The sequence below is a fragment of the Erwinia sp. 1181_3 genome (genome assembly GCF_052824965.1).
Genome location: NZ_VTDE01000008.1, coordinates 96146 through 112498 on the forward strand (window position 1 = coordinate 96146; position 16353 = coordinate 112498).

At 53.7% G+C, this 16353-nt stretch carries 14 protein-coding genes; 5 read left to right on the forward strand and 9 right to left on the reverse strand.

Features of this window, described 5'->3' with window-relative positions; genetic code table 11:
* Nucleotides 1-22 precede the first annotated feature (22 nt).
* On the reverse strand, nucleotides 23-1408 hold the full coding sequence (gene xseA, locus FY046_RS18035) for an exodeoxyribonuclease VII large subunit (RefSeq protein WP_446186336.1): 1386 nt from the start codon (nucleotides 1406-1408) through the stop codon (nucleotides 23-25).
* 170 nt (nucleotides 1409-1578) lie between these two features.
* Here xseA and guaB point away from each other — a divergent pair, with 170 nt between their 5' ends.
* Together guaB and guaA are read left to right on the forward strand one after the other, a co-directional pair.
* Nucleotides 1579-3045, forward strand: coding sequence for an IMP dehydrogenase (gene guaB, locus FY046_RS18040; protein WP_133845876.1), 1467 nt, complete (start codon nucleotides 1579-1581; stop codon nucleotides 3043-3045).
* 84 nt (nucleotides 3046-3129) lie between these two features.
* Nucleotides 3130-4710 (forward strand): glutamine-hydrolyzing GMP synthase, encoded by a 1581-nt coding sequence (gene guaA, locus FY046_RS18045; RefSeq protein ID WP_133845877.1) that lies wholly within the window; start codon nucleotides 3130-3132, stop codon nucleotides 4708-4710.
* Nucleotides 4711-4806: 96 nt separating this feature from the next.
* Here guaA and FY046_RS18050 read toward each other — a convergent pair whose 3' ends face one another.
* From FY046_RS18050 to FY046_RS18060, 3 genes are read right to left on the reverse strand one after another with little or no spacing between them, the layout of a single operon-like run.
* Nucleotides 4807-5433 (reverse strand): SMI1/KNR4 family protein, encoded by a 627-nt coding sequence (locus tag FY046_RS18050; RefSeq protein WP_167864714.1) that lies wholly within the window; start codon nucleotides 5431-5433, stop codon nucleotides 4807-4809.
* Between the two features lie 22 nt (nucleotides 5434-5455).
* The gene (locus tag FY046_RS18055) at nucleotides 5456-6028 is read right to left on the reverse strand and encodes a hypothetical protein (RefSeq protein WP_446186337.1); all 573 of its coding nucleotides are present in this window, start codon (nucleotides 6026-6028) and stop codon (nucleotides 5456-5458) included.
* Nucleotides 6025-6957, reverse strand: coding sequence for a hypothetical protein (locus FY046_RS18060; RefSeq protein ID WP_446186338.1), 933 nt, complete (start codon nucleotides 6955-6957; stop codon nucleotides 6025-6027). The genes FY046_RS18055 and FY046_RS18060 overlap by 4 nt, the downstream gene beginning before the upstream one ends.
* 139 nt (nucleotides 6958-7096) lie before the next feature.
* Between FY046_RS18060 and FY046_RS18065 the strand changes: the two genes are divergently transcribed.
* Nucleotides 7097-7873, forward strand: a complete 777-nt coding sequence (locus FY046_RS18065) for a DUF3750 domain-containing protein (protein WP_167864717.1) — start codon at nucleotides 7097-7099, stop codon at nucleotides 7871-7873.
* A gap of 485 nt (nucleotides 7874-8358) precedes the next feature.
* Nucleotides 8359-8868: a helix-turn-helix transcriptional regulator gene (locus FY046_RS18070; protein WP_159338048.1), complete on the forward strand. Its 510-nt coding sequence runs from the start codon at nucleotides 8359-8361 to the stop codon at nucleotides 8866-8868.
* Here the strand turns inward: FY046_RS18070 and denD are convergent.
* The 4 genes from denD to FY046_RS18090 all read right to left on the reverse strand — a co-directional run bounded on the left by denD (nucleotide 8822) and on the right by FY046_RS18090 (nucleotide 13110).
* Nucleotides 8822-9808 (reverse strand): D-erythronate dehydrogenase, encoded by a 987-nt coding sequence (denD, locus tag FY046_RS18075; RefSeq protein ID WP_167864718.1) that lies wholly within the window; start codon nucleotides 9806-9808, stop codon nucleotides 8822-8824. The two genes, FY046_RS18070 and denD, sit on opposite strands and share 47 nt — an antisense overlap.
* A gap of 17 nt (nucleotides 9809-9825) precedes the next feature.
* Nucleotides 9826-11145: an MFS transporter gene (locus tag FY046_RS18080; protein ID WP_133845887.1), complete on the reverse strand. Its 1320-nt coding sequence runs from the start codon at nucleotides 11143-11145 to the stop codon at nucleotides 9826-9828.
* Nucleotides 11146-11367: 222 nt separating this feature from the next.
* On the reverse strand, nucleotides 11368-12804 hold the full coding sequence (mgtE, locus tag FY046_RS18085) for a magnesium transporter (protein ID WP_133845888.1): 1437 nt from the start codon (nucleotides 12802-12804) through the stop codon (nucleotides 11368-11370).
* 123 nt (nucleotides 12805-12927) lie between these two features.
* Nucleotides 12928-13110: a YfgG family protein gene (locus FY046_RS18090; protein WP_133845889.1), complete on the reverse strand. Its 183-nt coding sequence runs from the start codon at nucleotides 13108-13110 to the stop codon at nucleotides 12928-12930.
* 314 nt (nucleotides 13111-13424) lie between these two features.
* Between FY046_RS18090 and FY046_RS18095 the strand changes: the two genes are divergently transcribed.
* Nucleotides 13425-15671 carry an EAL domain-containing protein gene (locus tag FY046_RS18095; protein ID WP_133845890.1) on the forward strand — a complete coding sequence of 749 codons (2247 nt, stop codon included), beginning with the start codon at nucleotides 13425-13427 and terminating at the stop codon, nucleotides 15669-15671.
* Here FY046_RS18095 and tehB read toward each other — a convergent pair.
* The gene (tehB, locus tag FY046_RS18100; RefSeq protein WP_133845891.1) at nucleotides 15661-16347 is read right to left on the reverse strand and encodes a tellurite resistance methyltransferase TehB; all 687 of its coding nucleotides are present in this window, start codon (nucleotides 16345-16347) and stop codon (nucleotides 15661-15663) included. The two genes, FY046_RS18095 and tehB, sit on opposite strands and share 11 nt — an antisense overlap.
* Nucleotides 16348-16353 lie beyond the last annotated feature (6 nt).

Sequence of the window (16353 nt, forward strand, 5' to 3'; positions counted from 1 at the left end):
TCGGTCTCAACGGCCGCCAGACTCATTTGCGTGACAAAGACTCGCTGCGTTTACGCGCTTTCTTCAGCGGCGTAATAGCGGTGACTTCACTCTCCACCCAACCGTCATCCAGGCGGGTTTTCAGCACGTCACCAGGGTGTAGCTGTTGCGTCTTTTTCACGACCTGGCCGTCTGCCGCTGTGGTGACACTGAAACCACGTGCCAGCGTGGCCAGCGGGCTGACCCCTTCCAACTGGGCCGCAAGATTGCCGAAGCGCTGTTTATTGGCGTTGAGCTGCTGCTGCATGGCCTGTTGCAGGCGGTGATGCCACTGCTGGAGCTGCTGTCCGGCGCGCTGGACGCGCATTTCCGGGCGAATGGCACTCAGACGCTGCCCCACGCGCTCCTGCTGGCGTACTGCCTGGCGAAGCCTGAGCTGCATGGCATCATCCAGTCGGCGCTGTAGCTTCATCAGCGCCGTCTGCTGGCGTGCCAGACGCAGTTGCGGGTGCTGTTGTTGCAGACGATGTTGAATGCGGGTGAAAGTCCGCTGCTGCTGCGCGAGGTAATAATCCATCGCCATTTCCAGCCGCTGCTGTTGTGACTGGAGCTGGCGCAGCAGTTCGAACTGATTACGACTGACCAGCTCCGCTGCCGCAGAAGGCGTGGGCGCGCGCAGGTCGGCCACAAAGTCGGCGATGGTCACATCGGTTTCATGCCCGACGGCGCTGACAATCGGAATGCGGCTGGCATAAATTGCCCGCGCCACACGCTCATCGTTAAAACTCCAGAGGTCTTCCAGCGAGCCGCCGCCGCGTCCCACAATCAATACATCGCACTCATTGCGCGCATTGGCCAGCTCAATGGCCCGTACGATGCCTGAGGGCGCTTCTGCGCCCTGTACCTGGGTCGGGTAGATAACCACGGGCAGTGACGGGTCGCGTCGCTGTAGCACGCGTAGCACGTCGTGTAGCGCGGCACCGCTGGCAGAGGTGATCACCCCAACCTGGCGTGCCGGGTCCGGCAGTGCCTGTTTATGGCTCTGCTCAAACAGTCCTTCTGACATCAGCCGCTGCTTCAGTTGCTCGAACTGTTGCTGCAACAGGCCATCTCCGGCGGGTTGCATACTTTCGGCAATCAACTGGTAGTCGCCGCGTGGCTCATACAGCGTAATGGTGGCGCGCACCAAAACCTGCTGGCCATTTTGCGGACGGAAGATGACACGGCGGTTGCTGTTGCGGAACATCGCACAGCGAACCTGGGCGCCATCATCCTTCAACGTGAAGTACCAGTGACCGGAAGAGGGCTGGGAGAAATTTGAGATCTCCGCGCTCAACCAGACCTGGCCCATTTCCATCTCCAGTAGCTTGCGCACTGTCGTATTGAGACGGCTGACGGTAAAAATATTGGCGGTTGGAGGTAGCGACATGTGATGAAGATCAAACTTTAAATCAGAGGGTTAATTAACCGATACTACATGGCTCAGTCAGGGGATCAAGAGTTTTTCGTAAATAATGCTGGAGGCAATCGATTACGCCCTGTATAATGCCGCGGCAATATTTTACAAGTTCTCATTCACCCTGAGGTTGAGATATTGCCATGCTAAGAATCGCTAAAGAAGCCCTGACATTTGACGACGTTTTGCTCGTTCCTGCACATTCAACTGTACTGCCAAACACGGCTGACCTCAGCACCCAACTTACCAAAACCATCCGTTTAAACATTCCTATGTTGTCCGCTGCTATGGATACCGTGACCGAAGCGGGTCTGGCTATTGCACTAGCACAGGAAGGTGGTCTGGGCTTTATTCACAAAAACATGTCCATTGAGCGCCAGGCTGAAGAAGTGCGCAAAGTGAAGAAACACGAAAGTGGCGTGGTTACTGACCCGCAGACCGTGTTGCCCACCACTGCCCTGAGCGAAGTAAAAATTCTGACCGAACGTAACGGCTTTGCCGGTTACCCGGTGGTGAACGGCGAAAACGAACTGGTGGGGATCATCACCGGCCGTGACGTCCGCTTCGTGACGGATTTGAGCCTGCCTGTTTCTGCCGTGATGACGCCGAAAGAACGTCTCGTGACGGTGAAAGAAGGCGAAGCGCGTGAAGTTGTGCTGCATAAAATGCACGAAAAACGCGTTGAGAAAGCGCTGGTTGTGGATGACAGCTTCCACCTGCTGGGCATGATCACCGTAAAAGACTTCCAGAAAGCCGAACGTAAACCTAACGCCTGTAAAGACGAGCACGGCCGCCTGCGCGTAGGCGCTGCTGTGGGTGCCGGTGCCGGTAACGAAGAGCGTGTGGATGCGCTGGTCGCGGCCGGTGTTGACGTGCTGCTGATCGACTCCTCACACGGCCATTCTGAAGGCGTACTGCAACGTATCCGTGATACCCGTGCAAAATACCCTGACCTGCAAATCGTGGGCGGTAACGTCGCGACAGGCGCTGGTGCACTGGCGCTGGCTGAAGCAGGCGTGAGCGCGGTGAAAGTCGGTATCGGCCCTGGCTCAATTTGTACCACCCGTATCGTAACGGGCGTAGGTGTGCCGCAGATTACCGCTGTTTCTGACGCGGTAGAAGCGCTGGAAGGCACCGGGATCCCGGTTATCGCCGATGGCGGTATCCGCTTCTCCGGTGATATCGCCAAAGCGATTGCCGCGGGCGCTGCTGCCGTGATGGTCGGTTCCATGCTGGCCGGGACCGATGAATCTCCGGGCGAAATCGAACTCTACCAGGGCCGTTCATTCAAATCCTATCGCGGTATGGGCTCCCTGGGCGCGATGTCGAAAGGTTCGTCTGACCGTTACTTCCAGACCGACAATGCCGCTGACAAACTGGTGCCGGAAGGTATCGAAGGCCGCGTAGCCTACAAAGGCTACCTGAAAGCGATCGTACACCAGCAAATGGGTGGCCTGCGCTCCTGTATGGGCCTGACCGGCTGTGCTACCATCGACGACCTGCGCACCAAGGCTGAATTTGTGCGTATCAGCGGTGCGGGTATTCAGGAAAGCCACGTTCATGACGTGACCATCACCAAAGAGTCGCCGAACTACCGCATGGGTTCCTGATAACCCTGTACTGCACGCCCGGCTTCACTGCCGGGCGTTTTACTCGTAATCCCGAATTTGTACTACATCGCCTGGAATAGCCCAATGACGACGGAAAATATTCATAAACATCGCATCCTGATCCTCGATTTCGGTTCGCAGTATACGCAACTGGTTGCCCGCCGCGTGCGTGAACTGGGTGTCTACTGTGAACTGTGGGCGTGGGACGTGACCGAAGAGCAGATTCGTGGTTTTAACCCGAACGGCATCATCCTCTCCGGCGGCCCTGAAAGCACCACTGAAAACGACAGCCCTCGCGCACCTGACTATGTGTTTAACGCAGGCGTTCCGGTTCTGGGCGTGTGCTACGGCATGCAGACGATGGCGATGCAGCTGGGCGGCAAAGTTGAAGGCTCCAGCGAGCGTGAATTTGGTTATGCTCAGGTTGAAGTACAGACCAACAGCGCGCTGATCCGTGACATCGAAGATGCGATCAGCCCAGCCGGTAAGCCGCTGCTGGACGTGTGGATGAGCCACGGCGACAAAGTGACGGCGATCCCGTCTGACTTCGTGACCGTTGCCAGCACCGACTCCTGTCCGTTTGCCATTATGGCCAACGAAGAGAAGCGCTTCTACGGCGTACAGTTCCACCCGGAAGTGACACACACCCGTCAGGGTCTGCGTCTGCTGGAGCGTTTCGTGCTGGATATCTGCCAGTGTGAAGCCCTGTGGACCCCGGCTAAAATCATTGAAGATGCCGTTGAACGTCTGCGTGTGCAGGTCGGCAACGATAAAGTGATTCTCGGCCTGTCCGGCGGCGTTGACTCCTCTGTGACCGCAATGCTGCTGCACCGTGCGATTGGCGACCGTCTGACCTGCGTCTTTGTCGACAACGGCCTGCTGCGCCTGAACGAAGCAGAGCAGGTGATGGAGATGTTTGGTGACCATTTCGGTCTGAACATCATTCATGTGGAAGGCGAAAAACGCTTCCTCGACGCACTGGCAGGCACAGATGAGCCGGAAGCCAAGCGTAAAATCATCGGCCGCGTCTTCGTTGAAGTCTTCGATGAACAAGCTCTGAAGCTGGAAGACGTGAAGTGGCTGGCCCAGGGAACTATCTACCCTGATGTGATTGAATCAGCCGCTTCTGCTACTGGCAAAGCGCACGTGATCAAATCGCACCACAACGTGGGTGGTCTGCCGAAAGAAATGAAGATGGGCCTGGTTGAACCACTGCGTGAGCTGTTTAAAGACGAAGTGCGTAAAATCGGCCTGGAACTGGGCCTGCCGCACGCAATGCTGTTCCGTCACCCGTTCCCGGGCCCGGGCCTGGGTGTGCGCGTACTGGGTGAAGTGAAGAAAGAGTACTGTGACCTGCTGCGTCGTGCCGATGCGATCTTCATTGAAGAGCTGCATAAAGCCGACCTGTACAACAAAGTCAGCCAGGCCTTTACCGTCTTCCTGCCCGTCCGTTCTGTCGGCGTGATGGGCGATGGCCGTAAGTACGACTGGGTGGTTTCCCTGCGTGCTGTCGAGACCATCGACTTTATGACCGCACACTGGGCGCATCTGCCGTATGATTTCCTCGGCCGCGTATCCAACCGCATCATCAACGAAGTCGACGGGATTTCCCGTGTGGTTTACGATATTTCAGGTAAACCACCGGCGACGATTGAGTGGGAATGATTTTTCTCCCTCTCGTTATCACTAACAGATAACTGAATGAACGAAGCCCGCATTCGCGGGCTTTTTTATTGGATTCCGGCAGCATTTTCCGTCACCTCAATACATCCACTTCTCCACGATAGCATCGCCCAGATGCTCACGCAGCAGCTCCTCATTGTCCTCCTCACCGTGAACGGCCAGCAGGCACATAAACATCAGCACGTCGAGGTACTGGCCCACGTCGCTGAAGATTTGCGTCAGCATCGGCGAGCTGTCGTGATCGAAATACCACACCTCGCCGGTCTCAACATGAAAGCACCACATATTGCCGTTGCCCAGATAGTCACCGAAGACGACCAGTTGCCTGACCAGCGCCCAAAGCGCGTCGGCATCGGGTGCATCTTCCAGAATGTCACTGATGCCGGGGTAGGCGTTATGCAGTGGTTCAATGCTGGCGTATTTGGCAGGTGTCACGCTACACAGCGTTTCGGCCAGGTCCAGCGTGCCAATCTGCTCATGATACGTGCGCAGTAACGGAGGGAGGGTGCAGCCCAGGCGCTGTTCAAGTGCGACCACATCTTCTGGTTTAACAGGCGTCAGCGGAGACGGATTATCCCACTGGTCGAGCCAGGCCAGTGCGCAGACACGCCACCAGTCCAGCCGGGCGTTATCATCGGCAAATTCTGGCCAGGCCAGAGGGGGAAGGTCGCTGGCCGGGGCTGGCGAGTGGGTGTCTGAATTCATAGCTGACGTTGCCTCAGGATAATTAATAAGTGCTGCTGTCGATGGTGAAACGATAGTTGATATCGACCTTAGACGTAATATCGGCGCGTTCAGTTTTCGTTAAAACGAACTCAAAAGCGGGTTCGTAGTCCTCACCTCTGAGCACTTCACCGCCGAGGATTTCAACATTATACAGGCCATTCTCAAGCGCGATCTGTGGCCGTCCCGGCTGGCGATAGCGTTCCTGCAGTGAGTGGATATCGGCATCGGTGAAGTTTTGCAGAATCCGCCATGTGAAGAGCAGGAGCTGCTGGTTTTCAATCCGCAGGAAGTAGCCGCCGCGCCGATGCTGTAAACGGCTCTCCGGCTTAAGCAGCTCCGGCATCTCATTCGAAAGGTTGAAAATAATCGTGTACGGGTAATTTTCAATGCCCGCTAAAGGGATGACGATGCCGTTCTGCACAGCCCTGTCACCGCTGTCATTGCTGGCAAATTCCGAGGCCAGATCGTCACTGAGTAGGTTGTCGTCCTTGAATTTTTTCAGCAGACGAAGGTCGCCAATCAAAAAGTAATCAATCAGGTCGTTAAGGACTTCAACGAATTCATAGCGCATCAATCAGCTGCTCCGTTATTTTTACCCTTGTTAAACTCAACGCCCCACATTGAAACGCCCTGGATCATCTGCAGTATGGCGCAGGTATGAATACTCAGGGAAACGGCATTTGAGTATTTACTGGCATAATTTTCACTGATCGGCTGGAAATAAAGTCGGCCTAACGTGTTCAGTATCGCCCTGTTCTTTTTCATTGCCTGATAGAGTTCCGCGGACTCCTTCAGTGAAAAGTGCTCGGTAACGCCCTCGACGATCAGGTCATCCAGCACCGTTGCACTTGCCTGAAACTGAGGTTGCAGCCTTTCCAGCTCAGCGCGGAAAGGGGCGATTTCGCGCTGCATGGTTAATAACAGCTCTGCATTTTGTTCCGGGTTGATGCGTGATTTCAGTTCGGATACCAGATGGCAAAAATAGATATCGTTCTTCAGATCGCTTTCAAGAAGACGGTTGGGATCGGCCAGATATTTTTGTTGTGAAACCGCTCTGAAATCGGCATCACCTGAGTGGCTGTCCAGGGCGTTCAGGTGGTCTTCAATGTGAATAAACGCTGCCAGTCTCCATGTCAAATTTTCTGCGGTTTGCCAGGCTAACTGCTCGCGAAATGCCCAAAAAACCATTTCGGAACTTTCATGCAGCAGATGGCGTAAATAACGCGGCGTGTGGTTCTTGAGATCAAAGCGATCGAACTGATGCACGACGTTGGTCAGCGTTTCCCCTGCCAGCCTGCTGAGCTGCGAAATGTCGTCTTTGTGGCGATCGCGGATCTGTTTTAACGCTTTACGATAGGGGGCGTGCTGTTCAGAGAGATAGGAACGGTAATCATTATGCGCGGCTATCCGGGAATGCTGATTCTGTTGCTTTGCATAACGCATACTGACCATCGAGACAACCAATGCCGCAAACGCCACACAGTCAGATACGGTGATATTCATTCTGTCCTCCCTGTGAATGCCAATTATCTTAGCGCAGTGAAAATGTGTGTAAACCCCGACGGGATGATACGCCCCGGCGCTGTGCAACCCCGGGCAATCAGGTATGCTGATAAATCCACTCCTGTCAGGAATCCCCGCTATGTTCTCACTGAAAGCCCTGAGCCTGATTTTGCTCTGTATTACGCTGTTGTCGCTGGGAGCAAGCCTGGCACAGGCCACGCGCCATAATGATGCGGGTGCACAGGGCTGGGCGACGGCGCGGAGTGATTCTTCCGGGCAGGCACCCGATCCTCAGCGTTTTGCCAACATGGCGATTGTGCAGGTCTATGCGGCCCCCACCTACGGCTGGAAAGGGGCAGTGGCAGTGCATCCGTGGATTATTTTTAAACGTGCAGGGGAAACCCGCTACAGCCGGTATGAAGTCATCAGTTGGGGAAGCGACGATAAAGTGCGGCGTAACCGCAATCTTCCGGATGCGTACTGGTATGGCTCGCGTCCTCGCTTGCTGGTGGATCATCGCGGAGCAGAAGCTGAAGCGATGATCCCTGGGATCGTGGCGGCGATTGGTTCTTATCCCTGGCCGCAAACCTATCACGCCTGGCCGGGACCCAACAGCAACACTTTTCTCGCCCATATTGGCCGTGAAGTCCCGGCATTGAAACTGAATCTCCCCGCGAATGCGATTGGCAAAGATTATCGTTCGCTGCTGAATCCGATCGGGTTGCCGCCTTCCGGGCGTGGATTACAGGTGTCGGTGTTGGGTGTGGCAGCGGTCACACTGGGCGCAGAAGAAGGATTTGAAATCAACGTACTGGGGCTGAACCTCGGACTGGGTTTCTCACCGCTACAGCTCCGCCTGCCTTTTATCGGCGGGCTGGGTGACGATAATTTGCAAAAAGAAAATTCGGGGATCTGAGTCGGTTATTTTCCTGTTCGCAGACGGCGCGATTTGCGAACAGATACGCAAATATTTTTCCCTGCCTGCAACCCGAAGCAATAGTTCCCGACATGCTTCGCAGTCAGTTACCACACCACTGGTACTTTCCCTTTATCGGAGACATTATCTCATCATTCCATTAAGGTTGTCAGTTGACAACCGGTATATGGCGATAGATACTGGAGGGGAAATATGGCGCGTCGTACTCATGCTATCAAGGAAATCGAAATAGTCCTCAAACATGCCGAGCAGCAAGGCTGGCGGGTGGTCTGTGGTGGCAGTCATGCCTGGGGGAAAATATATTGTCCCTGGAATAGCGCACAGTGCCGTTGCGGAGAGTTCTGCATCAGTTGTGTATGGAGTACGCCAAAAAATGCAGTGAATCACGCCAGGCAGCTTAAGCGCGTTGTGGATCACTGCACGATGAGCCAACGATTTGAACGCAATGGAAGGAATAAGACGCCATGGAATACACCTTTACACTAAAATATCAGTTAGTTGGCCAGACAGAAGAAGACGGCGATGCACTCGTTGAACGGCTGGCTGAGGCGGGTTGTGATGATGCCCTGATTGGCCTGGGCATCCCAGGGCGTATCGCGCTGGAGTTTATCCGTGAAGCATCGTCAGCGCAGCAGGCGATGGAGAGCGCACTGGAGCAGGTCCGGAGCGTACTGCCGGATGCCCGACTGTTTGAAGTTTCACCGGATTACGTAGGCCTGACGGATGTCGCTGATCTGATAGGTGTTACCCGGCAAAATATGCGCAAGCTGATGCTGGCGCATTATCATACCTTTCCGGCACCGATCCATGAAGGCACTGCGACGATCTGGCACCTTGCCGAGGTGCTGACATGGCTGGAAAAACGCGGCGGTTACCGCGTTCCTGAGAATGTTCAGGAAGCGGCTGCCGCTGCGCTAAACCTCAATCTCAGCAAAGAGATTCAGCGGCATCGCTCTCAGCCAGATATTCTCTGACCATTTCATCAAATGAGGCATTGGCCTGGAAACCCAGGCGGTTGGCATAGTGGGCATGGAAATCACCGGGCCAGGAGTTAACGATCTTAACGATAGCCGGGTCGGGCTGATGGCTGATTCGTGATAAGACTCCATCACCGCTGATACGCCTGAGTGAAGCCAGCATCTCTTCTACCGTCACCGACAGGCCGCACAGATTAATGACGCGGCCCTGATCCAAATCTTCACCGTTCAGTTCGTGCCCAAGGAGCAGCGCCTGTACAGCCCGGGCTGGAGACATTAACCACAGACGCGTGGCCAGGCTGACCGGGCAGTTCGCACGCTCTCCGTTGATGGGTTCGCGAATAATACCGCTGGCAAAGCTGGAGGCGGCTGCATTCGGCTTACCCGGGCGTACAACGATAGTGGGCATACGCAGGCTGCGCCCATCGAGGAAGCCCTTACGGCTGTAGTCGGACAGCAACAGGTCGTTCATGGCTTTCTGAGTGCCATAGGAACTTTGCGGCATCCAGACCTGGTCGTCAGGGACTTTCTCGGGGAGCTTGCCGCCGAACACCGCCACCGAACTGGTGGTGACCAGGCGTACGCACTGTGGCAATGCACGCAGTCGCTCCATAACCTGACGGGCAGCGTCAACGTTGATTTTCATCCCCAGATCGAAATCCTGTTCGGCCTGACCTGAAACGATCGCCGCCAGATGAAAAACACTGTCTGTTTGCGCATCAATCAGCGTTTCCAGCTCGGTACGGTTGCTGATATCCCCACAGCGGACGATCAGGCGTCGGTCATCAATGCCACTGAGGGGCGCAATATCAATGGCCGTAATCTGTTTAATCGGCTGTGGCTGTCCGTTTGCATCGTGCAGTGAACCTTTTGCCAGCAGTGCCTGAACCAGTTTTTTTCCCAGGAATCCGGCAGCGCCGGTAACAACGATATTCATAATATGCCTCATTGAGGTTAGCGGTTGACGATGCGACCAGGGATCAAAAAGATAGCCGCAGCGCCCACGAACAGGGTGCAGGAGATGATCATCATGCCGGTCAGGGTGGAGTGCGTGAGGTCGGTCAGTATTCCCATCAGATAAGGCGCAACAAAGCCGGCAAGGTTACCGAAGGAGTTAATCAGTGCGATACCTACGGCTGCCATCGTGCCTCCCAGGAAGGCTGTCGGCAGGCTCCAGAACAGTGGCAGAGTACTCAGTCCACCTGCCGCCCCCAGTGTCAGGCCGAACATGGCGATCCACAGGTTGTCGCTGTAGAGAGCGGAAATCACCATGCCCACGCCGCTGATAACGGCAATGACGGCGAGGTGCCAGCGGCGTTCGCGGTGACGGTCTGCGCTGCGCGAAGCCACGATCATGGTGACAATCGCCGCGGCATAAGGGATGGTCGTCAGCAGGCCCACGGTGAAGACATCCTCGACCCCGGCATTGCGTACCAGCGTCGGCAGCCAAAAGCTGACGGTATAAAAACCGGCAATCAGGCAGAAGTAGATAAACGTCAGCAACCACAGCTTGCCGTTACGCAATACACTACCCAGTGTCGCCTGCGCACCAGGGGAATCTTGCACTGCATCTTCTTTCAGGCGGATATTCAGCAGGGTCTTTTCTTCCGCACTCAGCCAGTTTGCATTTTCAATGCGGTCGGGGAGTAAAAAGAACACCAGTATGCCGATCAGCAGAGAAGGGGTTCCCTGAATGATAAACAGCCACTTCCAGCCTGCCATCCCGTGGGCATTATGGAAATAGTCCATAATCCAGCCGGATAGTGGCCCGCCAATCAGTCCTGACAAGGGAACCGCTGCTGCAAACAGGGCAAACATTTTCCCACGCCGATAGGAGGGGAACCACAGCGAAAGATAAAGGATGACCCCGGGGTAAAAACCGGATTCCGTCAGGCCAAGCAGGAAACGCACGGCGTAAAACTGAAAAGGTGTCGACACCAGCGCGGTAAGCGGTGCAATCACTGCCCAGGAGGCGAGCAGTGCGGCCAGCAGACGGCGGGCACCAAAGCGGTGCAGCGCCATATTGCTTGGCACCTGAAAAAAGAAGAAGCCGATAAAGAAGATCCCAGCACCGAGACCGTAAACCGTTTCGGAAAAGGCGAGATCGCTGGACATTTGAAGTTTGGCAATGCCGACGTTGATTCTGTCGAGATAGGCGAAAATATAACTGACAGTCAAAATCGGCAGGATACGCCAGACGGCGCGTTTCCAGGCATTCTCTTCCAAATCGCTGACCGCAGAGGGTGGCGGGAGAGCCGATATCGATGAATTCATTGGGTTTCCTTTGTCGGATAGAGTAGGAGATGTGCTTTATTCAGGCAATAGTCATCCTGTTCCCGGTGCACAGGGCTAGCCTGTGACCCGGAAAGGTGAATTGACGAGAATGTTTGTTATTTTTTGTTAGATTAGGCGGTGGGGGGGAAATTTTCTGCGCAATGAATCACATAATTAACCATTAATTATCATTTTATAACAAAATACGTAATATCTTATTCATCAGTGCAACAGGAACAGCGTCGCCAGACCGAGGAAGATAAAGAAGCCGCCGGTATCTGTCAGCGCGGTGATCAGCACGCTGGAACCGACCGCCGGATCGCGTTTCATTTTGATCATCAGTAGCGGGATCAGGACGCCCATCAGAGCGGCCAGCAGCAGGTTAAGCAACATCGCCAGCATCATCACACCACCCAACGCCGGGTTGCCGTACATCGCCCAGGTTACCCCTCCCATAATGCCGCCCCAGAACAGGCCGTTAATCAGCGCCACGCCAAGCTCACGGCCAATAAGAAACGTAAAGTTCCCCGGTTCCACCTGGTGAAGCGCCAGTGCGCGCACAATCATGGTGATGGTCTGATTACCGGTGTTGCCACCAATCCCGGCGACAATCGGCATGAGTGCGGCCAGTGCCACCAGTTGTGAAATTGTGTGCTCAAACAGGCCAATAACGCGTGACGCGATAAACGCTGTGCACAGATTGATCGCCAGCCAGGCCCAGCGAGTGCGGACTGATTTTCTTACCGGCGCGAAGACATCTTCCTCCGGGTTCACCCCCCCCATTTTACGAATGTTACTGTCGTTCTCATCGTTGACCAGGTCGATCACATCCTCAATGGTCACGCGCCCCATCAGCTTGCCTTTGGCATCAATAACGGCAGCAGAAATCAGGTTATAACGTTCGAAGGAACCGGCCGCATCTTCGGCTTTATCATCGATCAAAAAAGTGGTCGGGCGATCGTTCATCACCTCATGCACCCTTTTGTCCGGCGTATTCAGCAGAATTTCCGTCAACGGCAGTTCGCCAAGCAGGCGATTATTCTTATCGGTGATAAACAGTTTATCGGTGCCATCGGGAATGGACTTTTTCCGGCGCAGGAAACGTTGCACGGTAGCCAGAGTGACATCGGCCCGCACGGTGACCAGCTTGAAGTCCATAATGCGACCAACGCGGTCGCGGTCGAAATGCATCACGTCCAGTACGCGTGAACGCAATTCCGGATCAAGGGAGGTCAGCAGCCGGCCAGTTAAGTCGCGCGACAGATATTTAGCAAGGTAGGCCTGTTCATCAATGTCCAGCGGTGCGATAGCGCGCAGCAGGTCGCGGTCACTCATCTCCTCAATCAGGCTTTCCCAGACGTTTTCTGACGCCTCTACCAGCACCTGACCACGGCGGTCATTGCCAATCAGTCGCCACAGTGCCAGGCGTTCATCTTCCGGCAGCGCTTCCAGCAGGTCAGCAATGTCGGCAGCATGCAGCAGGGGAAGGGTGCGTTTAATCTCATCAACCTGCTCACGATGCGCTTCGGCTTCGGCGGGAGATTCACGCAGTGGGCGTTCATGTAACGTGTCAACAAGATCGCTATCATTCAGCAGGAGATTAAGGATACGGCTACGAATTTCGGCCAGCTGCTGAACATGAGAAGGTGCTACAGACATACAACATCCTTTTGTCTGGCTAACGAAGAAGACGAAATGAGGTTATAGTCTAGCGGATTTCAGACATAACTAATCTGCAAAAGCTCCGAAAAGCGTCTGCTTATCATCGCCACCGGGTTGTGGCTACTTATCGTTTACGACGGTTGTGGGGATCGCAGGAGCGTTCTTTTTCTGCTGGTGATGTTCGATAGCACCGGGAACGACATAGATCAGTCGTCCTAATAGAATGATAAAGCTGACCAGCAAAATGACCCGGGTCATGCGTCCGGTTTTCTGACGTTTTCTGAATGACATAGCGCTATTCACGCAAAATTTCCTGTTATTAACCCAAAAGGGCGATGAGTAATTTACGCACAGCGGGCTACTGAGGTCAATGGGAGAAGGCGATCGCGATGACAACGTGGATACGGTAAATAGATTCATTTAGTTAACATACGGATAAATACAGTGCTTTTACGTGCGCATTAATTGCCATTAAATTGATTTGAATCAATTTAACATGAGATGTTACTCCTACAATATCGCAACATTTCATAAGATACTTTCGTTCATAAGTATCGCCATGGCTGGCATTTTTGAATAAAAACGTAACAACACCACTTAAAAAATATCCTGACTCAATGAAAAAAGCGGCTCTTCTGAAGCGCTTCATCAACCGTTGGTGGGGATTACCTCTGATACTGGCCTTGTTGCTTATGCCATTGTCGTCCTCGCTATCCGTCAGGCTCTGGATCCCTGGCGGCTATGTCTATCTTATCTATCTGCCTCTGGCGATGATGATTGCAATGTTAATGGTTTTTGACTGGGCGGCACTGCCAGGCATTTTTATCGCGTTATGTTTCCACTATTTTTTCCGTTATACCCACTTGCAGGCAGTGTTGATCATCTCTATTTTCCTTGTCACTTTGACGTTCTGCTGGTGGGGATATCGCAATCAAGAGAAAGTGCGCTGGGGTGTCAGTTTTGGTGAACTGCATCTGGCTACGGTGCGTCTTTTCTGGCTGGCATTTGCTATGCCGACGGTATTTATTTTACTGAATCAGCTGATGATGCCGTTGGGTATTTTACCGAAAAGTAACTCTGTTTTTGCCCCTGACCCTTTTTCAGTGCATACCCTGCTCAACTATCAATCGACACTGCTGGCCTCGCTTGCCCTGGTGCAGCTGTTCTATTTTTTGATTCGCATTTTGCGTACACCCCGGTTTTTATTCATTTTTATCGACCGCTGTAAACGACAATGTTCCCCTTCGGTAACGCGCCATGAGTGGTTGATATGGCTGGTGATGCTGATGACGTCACTCATGATGCTGACACAGCTCCGATCCAGCCCGGAAAATTTGCTGACCACCGAGTACGGGGTGCCTTTTTTATTGCCGCTGATGCTCTGGGCTGCCCTGCGTTTTGGTTATCTTTTTACCTCCCTCAGTTGGGGAATATTGCTGGTGGTGCTTTACCAGTATCACGATCGATTTATGAATACGTCAGTGAAACCCCATGACCTTGCGGTTGTTTCTGCTAATCTCCTGGTTTTCACCTTGACGATTTTACTGATGTCCGCCATCAGTACCCGGCAGCGTCGACTGCTGGCTAAAGCCCGAGAAATGGCGCTCACCGATCCGGTCATCGGTTTGCCGAACTTGCGTGCGCTCAGTAAGGATCTGGCGGTCAGCTCCAGCTCTGTGCTCTGTTTTTTGTGTATTCCCGATCTGGATCGACTGAGCCGGACCTATGGCCTGCAACTGCGTATCCAGTATAAGCGCAGCCTTGCCGTACATCTCCAGCCCTGTCTGCTTCCCGGAGAAGATGTTTATCAACTTCCCGGTTTCGATCTGGTTTTACGTCTTGAGCATGCAGGGCATCAGTCACGGATCGAAGGGATTGAAGCCCGCCTGAAGGATTACCATTTGAGCTGGGATGGCCTGCCTATTCATCCTGATGTCGGGATCAGCTATTGCTCGGTTATTCCGCCAGTACTTCATCTGTATGAGCTTTTGGGTGAGATGAGTGCCATGGCACAAATGTCATTGCGCAGCGGCCACGCAGAAAATATGCAGCAGGCACAAAATGTGCCGGTACAAAGGCACATCGCGGAAAAACTGGTGATGCTGCACACTATCCAGCAGGCGTTACAGAGCGGGGGTTTTCATCTGATGGCGCAAAGGATAAAGGGTATTCGCGGCGACGATTACTATGAAATCCTGCTGTTTATGGTAAATGCACAGGGTGAACATATTAAACCCTGGCATTTTCTGCCGGTGGTGCGTGAGTTCGGTCTGACCTGGGAAGTGGACAGTATGATGCTTGACCAGGCCCTGGCATTTATCCATCGCCATCGGGAACAATTGCCGGGGATCCGTCTTGCGGTCAATTTTTTTGCGGCAACGTTGTGTCGTCCACAGTTTGTGGAAGACATTGCATCACGTCTTAAAGTGCATGACATCGAGCCGTGGCAGTTGATTGTTGAAGTGGAAGAGTCACCGATTCTCAGCGATCACAGCTGGGGAAATCGTTCCATTGCTCAACTGCGCCAGCTTGGCTGCCGGGTGGCGATTGACGATTTTGGTAAAGGTTATTCCAGCTATTCGCGCCTGAAACTGATACAGGCCGATATACTGAAAATCGATGGCAGCTTTGTGAACAATATGCTGGATAACAGCCTGGATTATCAGATTATACAATCGATTTGCGCCGTCGCACGGCTGAAACGGATGCAGGTGGTGGCTGAGTGCGTTGATAACGATGACACTGCCGAAGCACTGCGTAAGTTGGGCGTGGATTACTTGCAGGGGGCTATCGTGGGTCCGCCGATACCATTATATGATCTGGCCTCTGCACAGACAGCGGCCAGTCTGGCTGTCAGACTTTAACCATCGACTTCTGTGCCAGCAACGTGGCAAAACGCAGGGAAATACGTTGGCCATTTTCATCGATTCGGTGCAGTTGGCCGACATCTTCATTGTATTTAACAATATGCCAGTTACGGTAATAGTGGCTCAGTTCACCTGATTTAAAGGCGAACGGAAAGCCCTGGTTGCAAGGATAGTCGGTGGTGTCCATGGCGGCGACGATCAGGTTATAACCGTCCCGCACCGTGCTGGCTTGCATATCCGCAATCAGCTGTGGGATGGTTTCGGGCTGCAGGAACATCATCACTACCGTGGACAGCACCAGGTCATAAGCCCCGTTAAAGCGCAGCTGGTTGAGGTCCTGCTCGGCGGTATGAATACCGCTCAGGTTTTCTGCGGAGATAATCTGGTCAAGCCGTGCCAGGCTGGCCGGGTTTTTGTCCCATGCCGTCACATCAAAGCCTTTGCTGTTCAGATACAGCGTATTTCGTCCACTGCCGCAGCCGACATCCAGCGCTTTACCGCCGTCAAAATAACGTGAGGCTTCCACCACTTCAGAATGGGGCGCGGTCAGCCCGTATTGCTTGCTGAAATCTCTTTCCAGGTGTTGAGTCATGATTATCAGTTCATCATTTTCCAGTGGGTCATGCCGGTGGCTGACCAAAAATAAGGCCACTCTGCGCGATGATAAGCGCATGAGTGG

Excerpts from the sequence above, each read along its gene's own strand:
- xseA (WP_446186336.1), bottom strand. The coding sequence starts at position 1,408 with ATGTCGCTACCTCCAACCGCCAATATTTTTACCGTCAGCCGTCTCAAT.
- guaB (WP_133845876.1), top strand. The coding sequence starts at position 1,579 with ATGCTAAGAATCGCTAAAGAAGCCCTGACATTTGACGACGTTTTGCTC.
- guaA (WP_133845877.1), top strand. The coding sequence starts at position 3,130 with ATGACGACGGAAAATATTCATAAACATCGCATCCTGATCCTCGATTTC.
- FY046_RS18050 (WP_167864714.1), bottom strand. The coding sequence starts at position 5,433 with ATGAATTCAGACACCCACTCGCCAGCCCCGGCCAGCGACCTTCCCCCT.
- FY046_RS18060 (WP_446186338.1), bottom strand. The coding sequence starts at position 6,957 with ATGAATATCACCGTATCTGACTGTGTGGCGTTTGCGGCATTGGTTGTC.
- FY046_RS18065 (WP_167864717.1), top strand. The coding sequence starts at position 7,097 with ATGTTCTCACTGAAAGCCCTGAGCCTGATTTTGCTCTGTATTACGCTG.
- FY046_RS18070 (WP_159338048.1), top strand. The coding sequence starts at position 8,359 with ATGGAATACACCTTTACACTAAAATATCAGTTAGTTGGCCAGACAGAA.
- denD (WP_167864718.1), bottom strand. The coding sequence starts at position 9,808 with ATGAATATCGTTGTTACCGGCGCTGCCGGATTCCTGGGAAAAAAACTG.
- FY046_RS18080 (WP_133845887.1), bottom strand. The coding sequence starts at position 11,145 with ATGAATTCATCGATATCGGCTCTCCCGCCACCCTCTGCGGTCAGCGAT.
- mgtE (WP_133845888.1), bottom strand. The coding sequence starts at position 12,804 with ATGTCTGTAGCACCTTCTCATGTTCAGCAGCTGGCCGAAATTCGTAGC.
- FY046_RS18095 (WP_133845890.1), top strand. The coding sequence starts at position 13,425 with ATGAAAAAAGCGGCTCTTCTGAAGCGCTTCATCAACCGTTGGTGGGGA.
- tehB (WP_133845891.1), bottom strand. The coding sequence starts at position 16,347 with ATGCGCTTATCATCGCGCAGAGTGGCCTTATTTTTGGTCAGCCACCGG.